The 19737-nt window shown below is 45.9% G+C and carries 21 protein-coding genes and 1 pseudogene; 16 read left to right on the top strand and 6 right to left on the bottom strand.

Features of this window, described 5'->3' with window-relative positions:
* Positions 1 to 63: 63 nt before the first annotated feature.
* From SporoP33_RS07245 to SporoP33_RS07235, 3 genes are read right to left on the bottom strand one after another with little or no spacing between them, the layout of a single operon-like run.
* Positions 64 to 2463 (bottom strand): heavy metal translocating P-type ATPase, encoded by a 2400-nt coding sequence (locus SporoP33_RS07245; protein ID WP_081243092.1) that lies wholly within the window; start codon positions 2461 to 2463, stop codon positions 64 to 66.
* Between the two features lie 20 nt (positions 2464 to 2483).
* Positions 2484 to 2693, bottom strand: coding sequence for a copper chaperone CopZ (gene copZ / locus SporoP33_RS07240; protein ID WP_081243091.1), 210 nt, complete (start codon positions 2691 to 2693; stop codon positions 2484 to 2486).
* A gap of 12 nt (positions 2694 to 2705) precedes the next feature.
* Positions 2706 to 2999, bottom strand: coding sequence for a metal-sensing transcriptional repressor (locus tag SporoP33_RS07235; RefSeq protein ID WP_081244791.1), 294 nt, complete (start codon positions 2997 to 2999; stop codon positions 2706 to 2708).
* A 275-nt stretch (positions 3000 to 3274) separates the two neighbouring features.
* On the opposite strand from SporoP33_RS07235, the gene SporoP33_RS16240 reads away from it, so the two are divergent.
* Complete coding sequence (locus SporoP33_RS16240; protein ID WP_196796888.1) at positions 3275 to 3415, top strand: Lmo0850 family protein; 141 nt, start codon at positions 3275 to 3277, stop codon at positions 3413 to 3415.
* Positions 3416 to 3482: 67 nt separating this feature from the next.
* Here SporoP33_RS16240 and SporoP33_RS07230 read toward each other — a convergent pair whose 3' ends face one another.
* Both SporoP33_RS07230 and SporoP33_RS07225 read right to left on the bottom strand, forming a co-directional pair.
* Positions 3483 to 3827 (bottom strand): zinc ribbon domain-containing protein YjdM, encoded by a 345-nt coding sequence (locus tag SporoP33_RS07230; RefSeq protein WP_081243090.1) that lies wholly within the window; start codon positions 3825 to 3827, stop codon positions 3483 to 3485.
* A 68-nt stretch (positions 3828 to 3895) separates the two neighbouring features.
* The gene (locus SporoP33_RS07225; RefSeq protein ID WP_231293317.1) at positions 3896 to 5086 is read right to left on the bottom strand and encodes an FtsW/RodA/SpoVE family cell cycle protein; all 1191 of its coding nucleotides are present in this window, start codon (positions 5084 to 5086) and stop codon (positions 3896 to 3898) included.
* A gap of 217 nt (positions 5087 to 5303) precedes the next feature.
* Between SporoP33_RS07225 and SporoP33_RS07220 the strand changes: the two genes are divergently transcribed.
* The 6 genes and pseudogenes from SporoP33_RS07220 (at position 5304) to SporoP33_RS07195 (ending at position 12502) form a co-directional block, all read left to right on the top strand.
* Complete coding sequence (locus SporoP33_RS07220; RefSeq protein ID WP_081243089.1) at positions 5304 to 6365, top strand: D-alanine--D-alanine ligase; 1062 nt, start codon at positions 5304 to 5306, stop codon at positions 6363 to 6365.
* 14 nt (positions 6366 to 6379) lie between these two features.
* Entirely contained in the window at positions 6380 to 7750 is a 1371-nt protein-coding gene (gene murF, locus SporoP33_RS07215) for a UDP-N-acetylmuramoyl-tripeptide--D-alanyl-D-alanine ligase (RefSeq protein ID WP_081243088.1), read from the top strand.
* Entirely contained in the window at positions 7747 to 8439 is a 693-nt protein-coding gene (locus SporoP33_RS07210; protein ID WP_081243087.1) for an alpha/beta hydrolase, read from the top strand. Before murF ends, SporoP33_RS07210 begins: the two co-directional genes overlap by 4 nt.
* A 430-nt stretch (positions 8440 to 8869) precedes the next feature.
* Positions 8870 to 10359: pseudogene (locus SporoP33_RS07205) on the top strand (DEAD/DEAH box helicase).
* Positions 10360 to 10497: 138 nt separating this feature from the next.
* Positions 10498 to 10977, top strand: coding sequence for a PH domain-containing protein (locus tag SporoP33_RS07200; protein ID WP_155961321.1), 480 nt, complete (start codon positions 10498 to 10500; stop codon positions 10975 to 10977).
* Complete coding sequence (locus SporoP33_RS07195; protein WP_196796887.1) at positions 10970 to 12502, top strand: PH domain-containing protein; 1533 nt, start codon at positions 10970 to 10972, stop codon at positions 12500 to 12502. Before SporoP33_RS07200 ends, SporoP33_RS07195 begins: the two co-directional genes overlap by 8 nt.
* A gap of 158 nt (positions 12503 to 12660) precedes the next feature.
* On the opposite strand, the gene SporoP33_RS07190 is transcribed toward SporoP33_RS07195, so the two are convergent.
* Positions 12661 to 13266, bottom strand: coding sequence for a rhomboid family intramembrane serine protease (locus SporoP33_RS07190; protein ID WP_081243084.1), 606 nt, complete (start codon positions 13264 to 13266; stop codon positions 12661 to 12663).
* A 68-nt stretch (positions 13267 to 13334) separates the two neighbouring features.
* Here SporoP33_RS07190 and acpS point away from each other — a divergent pair, with 68 nt between their 5' ends.
* The 9 genes from acpS to SporoP33_RS07145 all read left to right on the top strand — a co-directional run bounded on the left by acpS (position 13335) and on the right by SporoP33_RS07145 (position 19640).
* Entirely contained in the window at positions 13335 to 13691 is a 357-nt protein-coding gene (gene acpS, locus SporoP33_RS07185; protein ID WP_081243083.1) for a holo-ACP synthase, read from the top strand.
* A gap of 95 nt (positions 13692 to 13786) precedes the next feature.
* Complete coding sequence (locus SporoP33_RS07180; protein WP_081243082.1) at positions 13787 to 14824, top strand: LolA family protein; 1038 nt, start codon at positions 13787 to 13789, stop codon at positions 14822 to 14824.
* Positions 14825 to 14910: 86 nt separating this feature from the next.
* The gene (gene alr, locus SporoP33_RS07175) at positions 14911 to 16023 is read left to right on the top strand and encodes an alanine racemase (protein ID WP_081243081.1); all 1113 of its coding nucleotides are present in this window, start codon (positions 14911 to 14913) and stop codon (positions 16021 to 16023) included.
* A 155-nt stretch (positions 16024 to 16178) separates the two neighbouring features.
* Positions 16179 to 16484, top strand: a complete 306-nt coding sequence (locus SporoP33_RS16525; RefSeq protein ID WP_155961319.1) for a transcriptional regulator — start codon at positions 16179 to 16181, stop codon at positions 16482 to 16484.
* 4 nt (positions 16485 to 16488) lie between these two features.
* Positions 16489 to 16839, top strand: coding sequence for a type II toxin-antitoxin system PemK/MazF family toxin (locus SporoP33_RS07165; protein ID WP_081243080.1), 351 nt, complete (start codon positions 16489 to 16491; stop codon positions 16837 to 16839).
* Between the two features lie 188 nt (positions 16840 to 17027).
* Complete coding sequence (locus SporoP33_RS07160) at positions 17028 to 17855, top strand: RsbT co-antagonist protein RsbRA (RefSeq protein ID WP_081243079.1); 828 nt, start codon at positions 17028 to 17030, stop codon at positions 17853 to 17855.
* Position 17856: 1 nt separating this feature from the next.
* Positions 17857 to 18219: an STAS domain-containing protein gene (locus SporoP33_RS07155; protein ID WP_081243078.1), complete on the top strand. Its 363-nt coding sequence runs from the start codon at positions 17857 to 17859 to the stop codon at positions 18217 to 18219.
* A 2-nt stretch (positions 18220 to 18221) separates the two neighbouring features.
* Entirely contained in the window at positions 18222 to 18623 is a 402-nt protein-coding gene (locus SporoP33_RS07150) for an anti-sigma regulatory factor (RefSeq protein WP_081243077.1), read from the top strand.
* A 12-nt stretch (positions 18624 to 18635) separates the two neighbouring features.
* Entirely contained in the window at positions 18636 to 19640 is a 1005-nt protein-coding gene (locus tag SporoP33_RS07145) for a PP2C family protein-serine/threonine phosphatase (RefSeq protein ID WP_196796886.1), read from the top strand.
* Positions 19641 to 19737: the final 97 nt, after the last annotated feature.

The following is a 19737-nucleotide window of genomic DNA, read 5'->3' as shown; positions in this document are numbered from 1 at the left end:
AATGCATTCAAGTGTCTGTAAAGCAAAAGCCCGCATCCGCGGGCGGAAGCGAGCTTTCCATAATTAATGCAGTTTCACGCGCTGTAAACGTAAAGCGTTCAAGACGACAGAAACCGAGCTGAATGCCATAGCAGCACCTGCTAACCATGGTGCCAGTAAACCTGCGGCTGCGATGGGAATACCGATCGAATTATAGGCCAGTGCCCAGAATAAGTTTTGTTTAATATTCCGGACGGTCAATTCACTCATTTTCACTGTATCAACCACACGCAGCAGGTCACCATGCATCAGTGTCACGTCTGCTGCCTCCATTGCGACGGCCGTACCCGTTCCCATCGCCATTCCGATATCTGCAACAGCAAGGGCAGGTGCATCGTTAATTCCGTCACCAACCATGGCGACGCGTTTTCCTTCGTCTTGCAGTGAGCGGATTACTTCTGCTTTACGATCCGGCAGCACGCCTGCGATCACATGGTCGATGCCGGCAGTATCGGCGATGGCTTGTGCCGTCATTTGCTGGTCACCTGTCAGCATGATCACGTCCAGGTTCATAGCGCGCAATTCGGAAATCGCCTGTTTGGACGTGTCTTTAATAGTATCTGCGACCGCAATAACTGCCTCATGCACACCATCAACTGCCATAAACATTACCGTTTTCCCTTGTCCTTCCATTTGGTCAACAGAAGCAATCTGCGGGTCAAACGTGACGTCGTACTGAGAAAGCAGTTTCTTCGTTCCGAGTAAAATTACTTTTCCTTCAACTTCTGTTTTAATTCCATAACCGGGAATTGCCTCGAATGCATCGACAGCCGGCAATGAAGAAAGCTGATCGACCCCGTACGCTGTGATGGCTTTTGCGACAGGGTGCTCTGAGTCACTTTCTGACGCGGCGGCAAGTGCCAGCAATGAATCACGGGAATCTTTCGTGCGTACATGGAAATCCGTTAATTCCGGAAGCCCTTTCGTGATGGTGCCGGTTTTATCAAAAACGATTGTATCGATAGAACGCGTCTGCTCCATCGCTTCAGCCGTTTTGAATAATACGCCTTCTTCTGCAGCACGTCCTGACCCAGCCATGATGGAAGTAGGGGTGGCAAGACCGAGTGCGCATGGACAGGCAATAACCAATACCGCAATCATACTGGTGAGAGCTGCGGCAAAATCACCTGGTGAAACTGCGAAATACCATACAAGGAATGTGAGGACTGAAATCCCTACCACGATTGGCACGAATACACCGGAAATTTGGTCAGCCAGCCGTTGAATCGGCGCTTTTGATCCTTGTGCTTCTTCCACAACGCGAATGATAGTAGATAACATCGTATCTTTTCCTACATTCGACGCTTCTACCCGCAATGAACCGTTGGCATTTACAGTAGCAGCAAATACTTCATCTCCGCCTTGTTTGTCGACAGGCAGACTTTCACCGGTCAGCATCGACTCATCCACAGCGGAAGATCCAGACAGAACGATTCCGTCGACAGGGATGGAAGAGCCCGGACGAATGACTAGAATATCCCCATGCACTACTTCGTGAATCGGAATTTCGGCTATTTCTCCACCGCGTTCCACAACCGCTGTTTGCGGCTGCAGTCTCATCAGTTTTTGAATAGCTTCCGAAGACCGCCCTTTGGCACGCGCTTCAAATAATTTTCCTAATAAAATTAAAGTGATCAAGACCGCGCTTGTTTCAAAATACAGTCCGTGCACTGAACCGATCAGAACCAGATAGACCGAATAGAAATAGGCAGCAGACGTCCCAAGCGCAACGAGCACATCCATATTGGCGCTGCCATTGCGCAATGCGGAGTACGCGCCTTTATAAAACGTTGCCCCAATCCAGAATTGCACGGGTGTTGCCAATACCCATTGGAAATAGGGATTCATAAAGATATTCGGCACATACATCCAGGAAGTGAATGAGAAGTGCGCGAACATCGTCCACAGCAGCGGAAGGGAAAGGATGGCGGAAATGATCAGCTTACGCGTCTTTTCCTGAATTTCTTTTTGCCGGTGGTCGGTCTGATCCGCCGACTCTTCGGTACGGGGAACAGCTTCATAGCCAACCTTTTTGATTTTCTGCAAAATATCTGCCAGCTCTAAGGCGGCGGGATCGTAAACGACATGACCTGTCTCCAGCGCCAAGTTGATTGTGGCGGAATGAATGCCAGGCATGCGCGACAACACCTTTTCAATCCGCGCGGAACAGGCTGCGCATGTCATGCCGCTGATATTCAGGTTCACTTCTTCCATCAATACATCATATCCGAGTTTGCGGATTCGGTCTTCTACTTCTGTCAAACCGATTTGGCTCGTATCGAATGTAACTGACGCTTTCTCTGTAGCAAAATTGACATGTGCTGCTGTTACACCTTCAGTTCGCTGAAGGCCTTTTTCAATCCGGTTAGCGCAGGCAGCACACGTCATGCCTGTTATCGTAATATCTCTTTTTAGTTCATTCATGGTGCAAAACACCCCTTTGTTCAGGCTTCGACATCATACCCCTGATCTTCAACAGCTTCTGTCATCTGAGCCACTGTTACAGCAGCATCATCGTACTGTACGGCAACTGTATTTGCTTTTAAATCAACCAATGCACGTTCTACTCCCGGTAATTCAGTTAAAGCTCCTTCAACTGCCTGTACACAGTGATTGCATGTCATGCCTGTAACCTTTAATGTAGTTTCTTTCATTTGTAATTCCTCCTATTTTCTAATTAATTTTGATATGGTTTTGACCAGTTCATCCAGTACTTCTTCATCGCCTTCAGCCAGTCTGTTTTTGACACAGCCTTTTAAATGTCCGTCCAATAAAACATTCGCCACGCTGTTTAATGCGGATTGAGCAGCGGAAAGCTGGGTAATAATATCATCACAGTACACATCCCGTTCCACCATGCTTTTAATGCCGCGGATCTGACCTTCCACGCGGTTCAGCCGATGAATCAAATTCTTTTTGACATCTTCGGGATGATGACTTTTACGGCAGGAGACTTCCATCTCCTCAATAGAGGGATCGTCAGGAAGTAACGTCAACGGTTTCCACCACCTTTCCTGTAATTTCACTGTAATATACGTATGGGGGGTATGTCAAAGCTTTAGCATTATGTGTAAGAGGTAAAAAACTTGCAAAAAAGGTACAAATGTAACACAAATGAAAGATTAAAAATGCTATCAGAGTGGTATAATAGGGATAACAAGAAATTTTTTGAAAAAACAAGAACTTCATGAGCTATACAAACGTCTATATAACTAAGAAGGTTGAGGTGGAAGAAGTGGCTAAAGAAATGGACTTCAAGAAGATTATTTCCAATTTGGCGAAGCTTGGTGTTTCCGCAAAACTCACAAAATCCAGAAGTGACATGTTGCAGGCACTGACGCCCGCCGTGCAAGCACCGCCAGTACAACCGAATTGAATGTAGTATCATAACGAAAAGCTCACGCCTGAATGAATTCGGGGGTGAGCTTTTTGCTGGTTCAGATTTAGATTTTCTTAACAAACTCCGATTTCAGCTGCATAGCACCAAAACCATCAATTTTACAATCGATATTATGGTCACCGTCGACTAAACGGATACCTTTCACTTTCGTGCCCATTTTTAAAGCGTTTGAGCTTCCTTTAACTTTTAAATCCTTAATCACCGTTACGGAATCGCCGTCCTGCAAAATGTTTCCGTTTACGTCTCTGACCTCAGGCACTCCGGACTGCTCGGATTCCTCCATTGATTCAGCTGTCCACTCATATGCACATTCCGGACAAACGAGAAGGTTTCCATCTTCGTATGTATATTCGGATTGGCATTTTGGACAATTAGGTAAAGTTGACATAAAAAAACCCCCTTTCCTATATAGTCTACACAATTTGTGACTGCGCGGAAAGGGGAAGCGGCGCGCATTTACAGTAAGTCATCATCATCTGCATCGAACAGATACGTTCGCTGATGGAACTTCATACTGAAAATTAGGCCAATCGCCAGCATATTACTGAACAAAGAGCTGCCCCCGTAACTGATGAACGGAAGGGGAATCCCTGTAATTGGCAGCAGCTGGATATTCATGCCGATGTTCTCAAACACATGGAACGTAATCATCGCGATAACGCCTGTACAGACATAGACACTGAACGTGTCATGCAGGGAAAGCGCGACTTTCGTTAAGTGATAAATCAAAATGAAATACAATGTAATGACCACGCAGGCGCCGATAAAGCCGTATTCTTCACCGATGACACTAAAAATAAAATCTGTATGATTTTCTGGAATATAGACAACGCGTTCCATAAACCCTTTGCCTGTCAGCTCCCCCGAACCGATGGCGGTCATTGCCGTAATCAGGTTATACCCTTCATCGGTAGGGTACGAATACGGATCAAGCCAGGAATAAACTCGCTTGAACTGATAAGGTGAAAAACCGAATTTGTCGAGCAGATCCTGTGCGTAGATGGACATCCACAGCAACCCCGCAGCTGAAACTGCCCCCAAAGAAAAGATTGGCACGAGGAGCTTCCATGAAATGCCTGACACGATGACAACGGCAGCAGTAATTGAAATAAATACGAGTGATGTCCCAAGGTCAGGCTGATTCATGATAAAGAATAACGGCACAATCAGCATCAAAGCAATTTTGCCCAGCAGAAGTAAATCCGTTGCGTATGTGCGGTGGAGCGAACGTTCATTATGCGTGCTGACCATTTTGGCCAGACCAAGAATAAAGAAAGTTTTGATGAACTCAGCAGGCTGAATGGTGCCGATCACCGGCAAATGCAGCCAGCGCTTGGCATTATACCGCATTTCTGCAATCTGGCCCGGTCCGCCGGGTGCAAGCATTAAGAATATCAATAGAAGAATGCCGAAACCATAGAAATACCATGCGAACTTTTTATACTGATCAGGTTCAAAATACATGACCATCGCAACGATAAAGGACCCGAGTACATACCATCTGACTTGTTTTAAGACGAAGTTTTGCGTATATTGCTCAGACGTTTGAGCAGATCCAATGACAAAAAAACTAATAATCGCAAAAAGTAAAATGATAAAGGCGAGTGTCCAATCGAATCGTTCACTAAGCCTGTTTGTTTGTTTCAATAGATAACTCACCTTTTCTGGAGCTAGTAATCTCCCACTATAATCACCTATTATATCGCAAAACTTTTTAAGAAGTACACCCATTACTGGACGAGTTTTGAAACAATTGGTTTCTGCCGTAAGTAAAAAGAATGGAGAACGTTGGTTTTTCATTCATGAAATGGCTTCGTTCATGGTAAACTGTATGAATGAAAACTACGGAATGCGAGGAGATTACATGAAAAAACGGTTAGGATTAGTATATGGCGGGAAATCCGCGGAGCATGAAGTATCGCTGTCAACCGCGCGTGCAGTCACACAAGCGCTTGATTTAGATAAATATGAAGTGTTGCCGATCTACATTACGATGCAGGGCGAATGGCTAAAAGGCGAGCCGTTAACCGGACCTGTTGCAGAAATAGAAACATTGCGTCTGAAAAATGAACAGCCGCAGCCGGATCATATCGAAAGCTTTTTACAAGGGGATATGCCTGACGTGATTCTCCCCCTTCTGCATGGAACAAACGGCGAAGACGGAACTGTACAAGGGCTGTTTGAAGTGTTAAATATTCCGTATGCGGGCAATGGCGTCCTTGCTTCATCGGCAGGCATGGACAAAGTAGTGATGAAACAATTATTCGCGCAGGCAGGTTTAGCGCAAGTGGCGTATGTGCACTTCATCCGCAGCGCGTGGAAAGACCATGCAGAGCAGCTGCTGGATCAGGCCGAACAAAAATTATCTTATCCAATGTTCGTCAAACCGGCTAACCTGGGATCGAGCGTCGGTATCAGTAAAGCAGAAGACCGCGCATCTCTTCAGAAGGCTGTCGATTTGGCGTTAAAATTCGACCGCAAAATCATTATCGAACAGGGAATTACTGCCCGTGAAATTGAGATGGCAGTCCTTGGAAATGATCACCCCAAAGTATCAGTTGCAGGTGAAATCCGCCCGGTTGCCGACTTTTATGACTATGAAGCTAAATATCAAGATCAAAGTACAGAGTTATCGATACCTGCAGAAATCCCGGACGCTGTCACAGAGCATATGAAAGATATGGCGATCCGTGCATTTAAAGTGCTCGATTGTGCAGGACTTGTGCGTGCCGACTTTTTCGTCACGGCGGATGACGAGGTATTGATTAATGAAGTAAACACATTGCCTGGCTTTACACCGACGAGTATGTTTCCATTGCTTTGGCAGAAATCCGGTCTGACATATCCCGAACTGATCGATCAGCTGATTGAGCTGGCAGTGGAACGTCACACGGAAAAACAGCAATTACAATATACAATGGACTGAGCGGAGGAAGTAACGTGAAACGAAATCTATCAACGATCCAGCAATGGCTGGAGTCGGAAGGACAGCATATCGCACAGCAGCAAGTGACAGGGGTCTGCATCGATTCCCGGAATGTACAGACAGGAGATCTGTTCATTCCATTTAGAGGAGAACATGTAAATGGCCACCGATTCGTACCAGGCGCAATCGAGCAAGGCGCAGTCGCAGCTCTTTGGCTGAAAGACGAACCAAACCCGCCAGCGGATATTCCTCTGATATTTGTAGACGATGCAGAGCAGGCATTACAGCAAATGGCGCGCAGCTACCGCGCTGAATTGACATGTACGGTCATCGGGGTAACGGGCTCCAACGGCAAAACGTCCACAAAAGATCTTTTGGCAGGCGTCCTGTCACCTTACCGCAATGTGAAGAAAACAGAAGGCAACTTCAACAATGAACTCGGTTTGCCGCTGACCTTGCTGGCGGTCGAAGATGACACGGAAGTAGCGATACTTGAAATGGGAATGAGCGGATTCGGTGAGATCTCTTTCTTGTCTAAGCTTGCTGCACCCCGATTCGCGGTCATTACAAATATTGGGGAAGCCCATATGCAAGATCTGGGTTCCCGTGAAGGGATTGCAAAAGCTAAATTTGAAATTATTGACGGTTTGGCAGATGACGGCATGCTGCTGTATGACGGTGATGAGCCGCTGCTGCAGGAATTGGTGGCGGATCAGCAGCCGCTGCGCAGTGCCTCGTTTGGCTATACACAAGCGGATTTGACAGTACAGCAGATCGAGTCGACAGACAAAGGCAGTGTGTTTACTGTGTCCGGCCGGCTGGAAGGCCAGTTTACAATCCCGGTCTACGGTGCCCATCAAGTGAAAAATGCCCTGGCTGCAATCTTAATTGCAAAAGAACTAGGGTTGACGGAACAGCAGATTGAAAAATCACTGGCACAGACGACTTTGACAGATATGCGGATGCAGCCGGTGGAAGGGATCAACGGTTCATTGCTGATTAATGACGCGTATAACGCCGCACCTACTTCCATGCGCGCAGCTTTCCGTTTTATGAAGGACACTTCTGTGAAAGAAAATAAATGGCTCGTCCTTGGCGATATGCTGGAACTTGGTCCGGACGAACAGCGTTATCACGAAGAACTTGCGGAAGACTTGCGGGAAATGGATCTGCAGGGGATCGCGCTCTTTGGACCCCGGATGAAATGGCTGGCTGACCAGCTGACAGATTATCCCGGAGACGTCATGTGGACTTCGAATGACACGGAATTGCTGGCAGACGCAATAAAACCAAAGTTATCAGAGCAGACAGCGGTGCTATTCAAAGGCTCCAGAGGAATGAAATTGGAACGGATTATTGAAAAGCTCCGCGTGAAGACATCGTGACTACAGGTGTCCTGATTGTTCATGGATTCACGGGCGGACCTTTTGAAGTTGCGCCGCTCAGACTGTTCTTGCGCGAAAACACCAATTGGAAAGTTGTTGTGCCTGTCCTGCCCGGGCACGAACTCGGGCGGGGTATGCAGAAAGGATCGGCGAAATCCTGGATGATGGCGGCGGAACTGGAATTGCAGCGTCTGCGGAAAGAAGTGGACGAGGTCATTGTCATCGGTTTTTCAATGGGCGGTCTGATTGCTATGTATTTGTCGCTGCGCTATCCAATCAAAAAACTCGTTCTGCTGAGTGCAGCGGCGAAGTATATCAGCCCGAGGATTTTATTGGAAGACGTTGGTGTCATGATAAAGTCATCGATGCGCAAAAATTATCCGCCAGATTCGTTTTACCATTTATACAGCTATAAACTCGCGAATACGCCGGTTCGGGCGGCAGTTGAGTTTTTGCGCATCGTCCGTATGGTGCGCCCTTATCACCGCAAAGTCACAACGCCAGTCTGCATCGTACAGGGGAAGCAGGACGGAATTGTTCCGGCCGTTACGGCGGACACACTGTATGAACAAATTGGCTCACAAGAAAAGCATCTGATTTATTCTGAACACGGCAAACACCATATTTGCTACAGTGACGACCGCCATGTATGGTTTTCGGAAGTCCTGCAGTTTCTGACTGAAGACTGATTAATGGAACTTAAGCGGATTCGTTGCAGTCTTTCGTAAGCCGTGGTAGAATGATGAAAGGAATTGGATACATTTACACGGCACTCTTCCGTTATATTTTACGGAGAGTACTTTTTTTTGAATAAAACGGTGATAATTAGGCAAACTAGCAATGATTTGCTCTTTTCACCGCTCGGCAAGGACCGGGCTTTCCTTGTATGTCACAGGTTTTACATTGTGCTGCATAAAAATCTGGACGCAATTACGATAGGTGTAATTGATATGACCCCTCTGCACCCACAGGAATCCTTCTAGAAGATTCTTTTTTCAGCCCAGAGATGGATATATCGGAAACGCTCCCAACTTTCAAAGTACATGGCTCGAATTTGCCGCGCTTTCATTTGCAGATGTAACCAATTGTCAAATGAAGAAATAAAGGAGAATGGATATTTTGACGAAGTTTTCAGAATTAAACATTAGTGAAACAACACAAAAGGCATTATTGCGTATGGGGTTTGAAGAGGCAACTCCAATCCAAGAGGGAACAATCACTTTTGGTATGGAAGGCCGCGACGTAATCGGGCAAGCGCAGACAGGTACTGGTAAAACGGCAGCATTCGGTATTCCAATCATAGAAAAATTGGATCCAAAGAGTACTGCGGTTCAAGCATTGGTCATCGCACCAACTCGTGAATTAGCAATCCAGGTATCAGAAGAAATTTATAAAGTAGGCTACGGCAGCCGCGCGAAAGTTCTTTCCGTTTATGGCGGACAGGAAATCGGGCGTCAAATCCGTGCACTGCGCAATAATCCAAACATCGTCGTCGGTACGCCAGGACGTATTTTAGACCATATTAACCGTAAAACATTGAAGCTTGATAACGTTCAGACACTTGTATTGGACGAAGCGGATGAAATGTTGAACATGGGATTCATTGAAGATATCAACACGATTCTTGCAAGTGTGCCGGCTGAGCGCCAGACGTTGCTGTTCTCAGCAACAATGCCTGCTCCAATCCGCAAAATTGCAGAAACATTCATGAAAAACCCTGAAATTGTTAAAATCAAATCAAAAGAAATGACTGTTGAAAACATTGAACAGTTCTTCGTGAAATCTCACGAACGTGAAAAGTTTGATGTGTTATCAAGATTATTGAACGTTCAGCAGCCGGAACTTGCCATCGTGTTCGGACGCACTAAGCGCCGTGTCGATGAGCTTGCACATGCACTAAGTATCCGCGGCTATATTGCTGAAGGAATCCACGGTGACTTAACACAAGCGAAGCGTATGTCTGTATTGCGTCAGTTCAAAGACAATAAAATCGATGTATTGGTAGCAACAGACGTAGCTGCACGCGGATTGGATATTTCAGGTGTCACACACGTTTATAACTTTGATATTCCGCAAGATCCTGAAAGTTACGTTCACCGGATTGGCCGTACAGGCCGTGCAGGCAAAAGCGGAATCGCTGTTACATTCGTAACACCGCGTGAAATGGGTTACCTTCGTATTGTGGAGGAAACAACCAAGAAGCGTATGACTCCGTTAAAGCTTTGCTTGAACAGAAGAAAATTGCGGTAGAAACTCTTGGCGAAGCAATTGAACAGAAAAACTCGGAAGATTATGCTGGTTTTGCAGCACAATTGCTTGAGAAATATGATGCGAAAGAAATCGTGGCAGCAGCTCTAAAATCATTGACTAAAGACGTTGATGAGACACCTGTAAGTATTACAGAAGAGCGCCCGCTTCCTTCACGCAGACCATCTTCACGCTCGGGCGGCTATAAAGGCGGCAACCGCAGCGGCGGACGTTCACAAGGCGGACGCGGAAGAAGCTTCAGCGGCGGTTCAGGCGGATCGAGACGCAGCAGCGGACCGCGCGATGGCGGCAGAAGAGACAGCGGATCTTCAAGACGCAGCAGTAATCGTTCAGAGCGATAAAATAGAAACTACAAAATCCGGATCTGCTTTTTAGCAGCCCGGATTTTTTTGCCTTTAATATGATATGATCGACTAGAATGAAACGATATGTCAGTTGTTCCGAATATACTGACAGGAACTCAGAAAGAGGTGGATCCAGTGAGACAGCAACCTGCAAACCAGATTTCCAGAAAAGGATTAACCGTGTGGAGATTATATGGGATTATACAAAGTTTGATCATTCTGGCCGTGGCAGCCGGTCTGGGCTTTCTCTCATACTTCTTTGAATGGCCGGTCTGGATCATGATTGCCGTTGCAATTGTTGTACTTTTCTTTTTCTTTTTTTCTATTTATTTATTCCCGAAAATTCGTTGGGAGCGCTGGCGTTATGAAGTGCGCGAAGCGGAGATTGAGTTGCAGCACGGATTATTCATCGTGAATCGCACGCTTATTCCAATGGTGCGTGTCCAGCATGTCGATACGGCGGAAGGCCCTATCCTGCGTAAATATGGTTTGGCATCTATCACCATTTCCACCGCCGCGACCAATCATTTGATTCCTGCATTGGTGACGGAAGAAGCAGATGAACTGCGCAATCGCATTTCCACGTTTGCAAGGGTGGCGAAAGATGATGTCTGAACAACGGTATAAACTTCATTGGATATCGGCCGTCGTGGAAACAGCGAAAGCGCTGAAAGAGATGATCGGCCCATTTGTCATTTTAGTCGTGGTAAACGGATTTAAAGGGGAAGGCAGGGCGCCTTGGTATGCCGAGTACTGGTCATTACTCTTATTCGGTGTGCTGATTTTGTCCATCTTGATTTCAGGCGTAGTAAAGTGGCGCCGCTTCGATTATTGGTTTGAAGATCATGAGCTGCGCATAGTATCGGGATTGTTTGTGCGGAAAAAGCGTTATATTCCCTTCGACCGTATTCAAAGCCTTGACTATACGGAAGGAATCTTTCACCGTCCGTTTCAGTTGGTGAAAGTGAAAATCGAAACAGCAGGTTCGTCTTCAGGCAAAGATGCGGAAGCAGAATTGACCGCGATTACGAAAGAGGCAGCGCAGCAGATTGAACAGGAAATTCAGAAGGCAAAGAAAATACGAATGATTGGACCGATGCCTGTAAGGTCTGATCAGAATGATTGGCAGCTGATCAGAGATACGGAGGAACTGCCTGCTGGTACGCAGCCGGCACCCGTCATTTTTTCTATGACGACAGGCGACTTGCTGATGCTTGCGACCACTTCAGGCGGAATTGGCGTTATTTTATCAGGAGCGTTTGTATTTTTGTCTCAAATTGAAGAACTTATTCCATTTGAATGGCTGTTTGGAGAATTGGAATCGTTTATCCGTTTTGGCGTCCTCGTCATAACGATTATGGTATTACTGGGATTCGCGGTTGTCTGGCTGCTTTCAGTTGTCATGACGTTCCTTGCAAATTATGATTTTAAAGTGATGCGCGAGAAAGATGATTTGGTCATTACACGCGGATTGCTTGAGAGGAAAAGGGTTACCGTTCCATTAAAACGTGTGCAAAATATTACGATTGCCGAAAATCCGCTCCGGCAGCTCTTCGGATACGGCGCTGTCGTTATAAACAGTGCCGGCGGAGTGGGGGAAGGTTCCCGCATTAAACTGTTTCCATTGGCGAAGCGAAACAGAATCATTGAACCGCTGCAGGAGCTGTTTCCAACTATCGATTTCAGTGAGCCGGCAGAGAGCATTGGCCGGCGAGGAAAACATTTTTATTACCGCTTTAAACTGTTTCTGACATTGATTCCGATAGCGATTGTTTCGTACCACTTTTTCCCGTACGGCCTGCTCGCTTTGTTGCTGCTTCCGTTAGTCTGGCTGCACGGCGTCTGGCAGTATAAAACCGCTGCGTATACGATCTTGCCGAAGCAGCTGACTATGCGCTTCCGCATAATCAGCCGGCAGACTGTATTTACCGAAAAGACCCGAATACAATCGATGGAGATGGACCAAAACTATTTCCACCGAAGAAAACATGTTGCGACAATCACGGCGAATGTCAAATCGGGTATGACTGTCGATGCGCCGGCGATTCGGCATATGCCGCAGGAGGAAGCAGAGAAGTTCCTGGCCTGGTATGAGTACCACCCGGAAAATGCAGAATTCCAAACGGAGCCGGACAGCTGATCTTGTCCGGCTCTTGATGATTAAATATTGCAGATGAGAAAGCGGCTGGATTGGCTCTGGGAGCTGCGTCCGAATCTTTCACCAGTCTTCGTTTTTTGCTGTCCATATGGTAATAACGAAAAACCAGACAAGTGTACCTTGTCTGGTGGTGTATGGCACTATCTTTTTCGCCAGCTCACAATACGCTTGGGATTGAAGAAGCTGAGCCCGATTAAAAAGCCGGTGATCAGTCCTGCGATATGTGCCGTCACGTTGATATTGGTGCCGACGAACGTCATCACGATGCTGATGACGATGATTGGCAGAATCACCTGTCTCAGCTGCGGGAACGCATGCTTCGTATAATAGACCAATGCGCCGAACGCACCAAACACGCCGAAAATTGCACCGCTTGCTCCAACATGCGCGTAAGCTGGAGGCTGCAGGAAGTACGTTGCAATATCGCCGAATAATCCGGCTAACATGTAAATCGTAATAAAGCGTGCTTTTCCTGCGATTTTTTCCAGTTCAGGACCGAAAACAAACAGTGAGAACATATTGAACAGTAAATGCATAAAACCGCCGTGTAAAAACATTGGAGTGACTAAACGCCAATACTCACCGTTCGCAATGAGGAAGTTATCACCTAAACCGAATAAAAAGAGCCGATCGCCAATACCCGGAATCAATGTATAGATGAAGATTCCAATATTCAGTGCCAGTAAAAATGTTACAACAGGGTAAGCGCGGACATACTGTGAAAAATTTTCTGTTCGTATAAACATGGTTTCACCTCAATCTTCTGTACTGATTATACATAGTATTCAACTTGAATGGAAAGGAGATGTTCATTGTGATTCAAGGAATTGGCTTAGACATCGTAGAATTAGATCGTATAGCCCGTCTGGACGGCCGCAATGCGAAATTTCGTGAGCGGATTTTATCTGAGCGGGAGCTGCAAACCTATGAAACATTAAGCGGTCACCGAAAAACGGAGTATCTGGCAGGCCGCTTCGCAGCGAAAGAGGCATTTTCCAAAGCGCGGGGAACCGGTATCGGCGCCGATTGCAGTTTCCTTGATATAGAAGTCATCCCTGAAACGGGCGGCCGCCCGGTATTATACTTCCGCAAGCAGCTTGTACGAGGCTTTGTCAGCATCACGCACACGCAAACTGCCGCCGCGGCACAGGTGGTTTTGATGGAATCCTGACAGTGCCTGAACTGAATTTAAAACAAGCTAGCATATTCGATTCATCCCTTTCATAAGATAAGCTACCCGAATTGATTGGAGAAAGGATGAATAGAATGCGGAAGAAAATGATGTTGTTGGCAATCGTAGCAGTCATGCTGGTACTGGGAGGATGCGGTAAGCCTTCTAAGGAAGATGTAATAAAAAAACTCAGCAGCAAGTGGAACGAAACGAAAGGCTATGAACTAAATGCCTCAATGGAAATCAAAACAGGTTCAGAGCCCCGGGTGTACGGCGTGGAAGTATGGCACACAAAACCGGAATTTTACAAAGTAAATGTCACACAATCGGGCAGTGATGAGTCACAGATGATCGTCCGTAACGAGGAGGGCGTGTTTGTTATTACGCCGTCATTAGGCAAAACGTATAAATTCCAAAGTGACTGGCCGGCACAAAACAGCCAGGGATATCTGATCGGGACGCTGGCGGATGATATAAAGGCTGATAAGAATGCAACAATGGAAGAGAAGGAAAAGGAATATGTGTTTGAAACGGCAACGCGCAATAATCATAAATCTCTATTGCCATCACAGAAGATTCATATTGATAAAAAGACCTTGCTGCCAAGTAAGGTGACAATTCATGATGAAACAGGGGAAGAAAAGATCGCCATCAAATTCGACAAAATTGCTTTAGGTGTGGAACATAAAGTCGCTGAATACAAAGTGGAAATGGAAAAGCCAAAAGCAGAGGGTGATCAGGCAGAATCTGATGACAATGAATCAACGAAAGATGATGGGGAAGAGAAAGCGAAAGCAAATCAGCAAACCTATTATCCTTCCGCTAATTTAGAAGGCACAACGCTGTCAGATGAAAAGAGTGTAGAGATTGAGAGCGGCCAGCGCATTATCATGACGTTCAGCGGAGAGAAGGAATATGTGGTGATCCAGGAGCCTGCTGAAAAACCGTTGAATCAGCTGCCTGTATCCATTGAAGGAGATCCGGTCGATTTAGGATTCGCTGTGGCGGCATTAACGGAACAGTCGATTCATTGGGAAGCGAACGGCATGGCATTCTTCGTTGCGTCGGATACGTTAAGTAAGGAAGAATTGATCACCGTCGCCAATTCGATGACTGCAACAGAGTCGAAATAAGGGGAACTGAATCAATTGACTTGAATAGGCTGTTGGATGGATAATTAATTCATTCAGCAGTCTATCCTGTAATGAGGTGGAACGAAATGTTCAACGAAACAGAATATCGTGCAACCAGAGCAATTATAGATACAGCTGCCATTAAGCGCAACGCTGAACGGGTCATTTCTTTTCTGCCTGAAAACACGAAACTAATCGCTGTCGTCAAATCAGACGGTTATGGACACGGAGCTGCACGGGCCGCTGCCGCTGCAGTAGAGGCGGGAGCGGAAATGCTGGCCGTGGCTACACCGGATGAAGCGATGACGCTAAGAAAAACAATTCGGACAGTGGACATTCTCGTACTGGGCTGTTCGCCTGTTTCGTTCGCAGGTGTGGCGGCTGAGCATGATATTATTCTGACGGTAACAAGCGTAAATTGGGTAAAACAGCTCATCGGACAGAAAATAGCTGATAAAAAATGCAGAGTTCATGTAAAAATCGACAGCGGAATGGGTAGAATCGGAGTACGGACTGAGGAAGAGCTGATGCAGCTGATTGCTTGCATCAATGAAACCCCTCTGTCCATTGACGGGATATTTACACACTTCTCACGTGCGGATGAAAAAGACCGGGAGCCTACCCGGCGGCAATTTGAGCGATTTATGCGTCTGGTGAACTGCCTGCCTGAAAAACCGCGTCTTGTGCATGCGTCCAACAGTGCAGCTGCATTAGTATTTCCAGAATATGCACTGGATGCAGTCCGTTACGGCATCAGTCTTTATGGCATCGCGCCATCAGACGAAGTGGCGAAATGTTTGCCGTTCCCGCTTGAAAAAGCCATGACGATTGAAACGGAATTAGTGTATGCGAAAAGAACAGCGGCTGGTGAAAAAATCAGCTACGGCGGAAAGTACGGAGCAGCTGAAGGGGAATGGATCGGTACACTGCCGATCGGTTATGCAGACGGATTAAAACGTTCGCTGACAGGGCAGGAAGTGTTAATCGACGGCAAACGGGTTCCAATTGTCGGCACGATCTGCATGGATCAATGCATGATCCGTCTGCCCTGTGAATACCCTGAAGGTGAAAAAGTCGTACTGATAGGCAGTCAAGGCAGTGAAGAGATCACCATGGAAGAATGGGCGGCCCGGTTACACACCATCCCGTATGAGATCGCTGTAACATTTTCAACGCGGATACCCAGAGTTCACATGTAAAAGGATTGAAACTATCCGGCGAAATATACGACGCAGTGACTATTCATTTCGACAAACTAACGACTAAACTTGTATTTCTTGTCATAAGACTTCAAACCTTGTCTTTTCATACTACAATATAAATGGTAAGATAGATTTGATATAGAAATAAAGGGATGGGTTTGTCGGAGGTGCTCGATTTGCGTACGGATAAAAACGAAAAAAGAATACTTAGTATAGCCTCAACCAGATTGCAACAGCAAAATGAAGACGCAATCTTTCAATGGGAGCAAGTGCAAGAAGATTTCGTTTATATGACAGGTGAGAAACATATCAAGAATGGTGAAGCTTCCATAATACGCGAAGCCATGATCAGAGGTTATGTGGAAATGTCGCAAATCAACCTCAACATAGCGGCAGAATGTTTATATGCGGAATTCGAAGCTCAGCATACCGTGGAACGTTGCGTCAGCGGAGGATGAAAAGTTGGCAATTAAACGCGGAGACGTCTTTTTTGCAGATTTGTCGCCTGTAGTCGGTTCTGAACAGGGAGGGACCAGGCCGGTGCTGATCATTCAAAATGACATTGGCAACCGGTTCAGTCCCACAGTGATTGTGGCAGCCATTACTGCGCAAATACAAAAAGCAAAGTTGCCGACACATGTCGAAATTACAGCGGCGCGGCATGGATTCGAGCGGGATTCAGTGATCCTGCTCGAGCAAGTCCGCACGATCGACAAGTCGAGGCTCACAGACAAAATAACACACTTAGACGATGCGTTAATGAAAAAAGTCGACGAAGCATTGCAGGTAAGCTTCGGGCTTATTAAATTTTAGCATACATATTCCAATCATCATTTATAGCAGAATGATACCAGCGCCGAATGGCTGCTCAAAAAAACACTATAGCCAACCGGTTATAGTGTTTTTCTATAGTTTTTTAATAAATACAAGTTAAAACATGTAGTTTTTGCAGATTTTCGATACAATAGTGATAACTGAAGTCTAGGGAGGAATCAATACCGATGAATGAAGTCATGAAGAAAGGTATATCCGAAAATATAGATACAATCACCACTCGGTGGATAGAGTCTATGAAAGGAAGCACCGATGAACGTTTTCTGGAGTTAATGCCGTCAGCTGTGGTAGCGACAACGAGCAGAGAGTTCACGGAACTGATGACATCGAATCTGTCGAATCGCGAGCAAGTGGACAAGGAACGATTGGACGAGTTCACAGAGAAAATTATTCATTTTGGCTGGTCTATTAAATTTATCAACCGTGCAATTGATACATTTTCGTCTGTAGTATATGAATTGTTTTTCGAGAAAGGTATCTTGGACGAATCTAATTTGCGTCAAGGAATCGGTATATTTTCCAACTGGATCAACCCCTTGCGTGAAAGTATTATAGAAGAGTATGCGACAAAGTGGGAGCGGACGGACAGCTTGCAGAAAATTGCTTTACAAGAGCTTTCGGCATCACTTATTCCTGTATTTGATAAAATATCTGTTATGCCGCTGGTCGGTACAATCGATACGGAACGTGCGAAATTGATTATGGAAAATTTGCTTGAAGGTGTGGTCAAGCAGCGTGCTGAAGTGGTTCTGCTGGACATCACCGGTGTTCCTGTTGTAGATACGATGGTGGCGCACCATATTATCCAGGCTGCAGATGCCGTTCGCTTAGTTGGAGCGAAATGTATGCTGGTTGGTATCCGGCCTGAAATTGCACAGACGATTGTTACACTGGGCATTAACCTGACTGACTTTTCGACGACAAGCACATTGCGAAGAGGTATGCAAAAAGCGCTTGAAATGACAGGACGTACAATTGTGGAGGAGGAAGAGTAGGATGAAGATGCGAATCCCGATTCTAAAACTTAAAGACACATTGATTGTATCGATACAAGTAGAATTAGATGACCAGACTGCTTTGCAATTCCAGGAAGATTTATTGAATCAGCTGCATAAGACATCTGCGCGCGGTGTAGTGATCGATCTGACTCCTATTGATTTCATTGATTCATTTATCGCCAAAGTTTTGGGAGATGTGATTCATATGACGGGTCTCATGGGCGCGAAGGTCGTTATTACTGGAATTCAGCCGTCTGTAGCCATTACACTAATTGAATTAGGCATCCGTTTGGAGAATGTAACCACTGCATTAGATTTGGAGAACGGGTTAGAGAAATTGACTAGAGAATTGGAGGCCTGACCATGGAACACAGGTCTTCTATAGAGATCAAAACGGAATGGGATATTGTTGCTGCCAGACAGTTAGGGCGAAATGAAGCCAAAAGTACAGGGTTTGGCACGGTAGACCAAGCCCGAATCACGACTGCCATCAGTGAGCTGGCAAGAAATATTTACTTATACGCGGGAAAAGGCCGGATTGAAATTGAATCTGTCAAGGTCGGTCAACGGGCAGGGCTGATCATCAAAGCGTCTGACGAAGGTCCGGGGATTTCAGACTTGCAAAAAGTGATGGAAGACGGATATACCACTTCGGGAGGTCTGGGCGCAGGAATGCCTGGTGTTAAACGATTAATGGATGATTTTACTATAGAAACAGAAGTGGGTGTCGGTACCACTATTACAGCGACGAAATGGTTGCACTAGGAGTGAGGAGTATTGCCACAGGAAGCCGGTAAGCAGTATAAACAAATGCTGGAGAATTATCTGCGCTCCCAGGGTGAAGAAGACCTTTATTTGGGTCAGCAATTCAGCCGAAGCTTTATTGAAAAGAATATTGCGCCGGAAGATGTCATCAGTATTCATAAGACATCTATTGAACAGCTGATCGACGATTTGCCGGCAGATGTAGGCGTGTCTTTCGATTTCTTAATTGAAATGATGATTCATTATGGACTGGCACTAAAAGAACATCAAAGTTTAATCCGCAAGCAGGAAGCCATTCAAACAGAGATGGACATTGCAGTTCGTGTGCAAAACACGTTATTACAAACAGCCGCTCCTGTAGTGGAGGGGCTGGAAATCGGCTGGGTTTCCAGACCGGCGAAGCAAATGAACGGCGATTACGTCTATTTCCTGAATGATACAACACATGAGGTGTGCCTCGCGGTTGCGGATATTATCGGCAAAGGAATTTCGGCAGCGATGCATATGTCCATGGTGAAGTTCGGCATGGACAGTATGCGATACGAAAAAAGAAGTCCTTCTGAAGTTCTGCACATCATCAATAAGATGGTAGAAAAAAGCGTTGCCGATTCGATGTTCATTTCCATGTTCTATGGAAAGTACGATACAGATAATGAAATATTCCGCTACTCTTCAGCTGGCCACGAACCGGCAATTTTTTATCGCGCAGCAGCGGATGAATTCAGCTTGCTTGAAAGCAAAGGGTTATTGCTGGGTGTTCAGGAAGAAGCAGAGTATGAAGAGCGGACAGTCCATCTGAATAATGGCGATTTTATTGCGATTATGACAGACGGCGTGACCGAAACAAGAACCGAAAAAGGCTTTATTGAATTGGACGTCATTGAGAAATTGCTTCGCGATGTGCGCTCGGAAAGTGCACAGGCGATGGTCGACTATTTATTTAATGAACTTTCCAAAATGCAAAACTACCAGCTGCATGATGACTTCACACTGGTTATTTTGAAAAAAACAAAATAAAGGTTTAATAATTTTGGAAGTGGGTATAAAACAAGGAGTGCACAGCGGGCAAGGCAGCTGTGGACACTTAAAAATAGAGAAACCGATCGGGGTGGCG

This window comes from Sporosarcina sp. P33, from assembly GCF_002077155.1.
Lineage (GTDB): Bacteria > Bacillota > Bacilli > Bacillales_A > Planococcaceae > Sporosarcina.
Note: the sequence above shows the minus strand (reverse complement) of the source record. Positions and strands in the feature narration are given on the sequence as shown.

Excerpts from the sequence above, each read along its gene's own strand:
- SporoP33_RS07245 (WP_081243092.1), bottom strand. The coding sequence starts at position 2,463 with ATGAATGAACTAAAAAGAGATATTACGATAACAGGCATGACGTGTGCT.
- copZ (WP_081243091.1), bottom strand. The coding sequence starts at position 2,693 with ATGAAAGAAACTACATTAAAGGTTACAGGCATGACATGCAATCACTGT.
- SporoP33_RS07235 (WP_081244791.1), bottom strand. The coding sequence starts at position 2,999 with ATGGAAGTCTCCTGCCGTAAAAGTCATCATCCCGAAGATGTCAAAAAG.
- SporoP33_RS07230 (WP_081243090.1), bottom strand. The coding sequence starts at position 3,827 with ATGTCAACTTTACCTAATTGTCCAAAATGCCAATCCGAATATACATAC.
- SporoP33_RS07220 (WP_081243089.1), top strand. The coding sequence starts at position 5,304 with ATGAAAAAACGGTTAGGATTAGTATATGGCGGGAAATCCGCGGAGCAT.
- SporoP33_RS07195 (WP_196796887.1), top strand. The coding sequence starts at position 10,970 with ATGTCTGAACAACGGTATAAACTTCATTGGATATCGGCCGTCGTGGAA.
- SporoP33_RS07190 (WP_081243084.1), bottom strand. The coding sequence starts at position 13,266 with ATGTTTATACGAACAGAAAATTTTTCACAGTATGTCCGCGCTTACCCT.
- SporoP33_RS07180 (WP_081243082.1), top strand. The coding sequence starts at position 13,787 with ATGCGGAAGAAAATGATGTTGTTGGCAATCGTAGCAGTCATGCTGGTA.
- alr (WP_081243081.1), top strand. The coding sequence starts at position 14,911 with ATGTTCAACGAAACAGAATATCGTGCAACCAGAGCAATTATAGATACA.
- SporoP33_RS16525 (WP_155961319.1), top strand. The coding sequence starts at position 16,179 with ATGGGTTTGTCGGAGGTGCTCGATTTGCGTACGGATAAAAACGAAAAA.
- SporoP33_RS07160 (WP_081243079.1), top strand. The coding sequence starts at position 17,028 with ATGAATGAAGTCATGAAGAAAGGTATATCCGAAAATATAGATACAATC.
- SporoP33_RS07155 (WP_081243078.1), top strand. The coding sequence starts at position 17,857 with ATGAAGATGCGAATCCCGATTCTAAAACTTAAAGACACATTGATTGTA.
- SporoP33_RS07150 (WP_081243077.1), top strand. The coding sequence starts at position 18,222 with ATGGAACACAGGTCTTCTATAGAGATCAAAACGGAATGGGATATTGTT.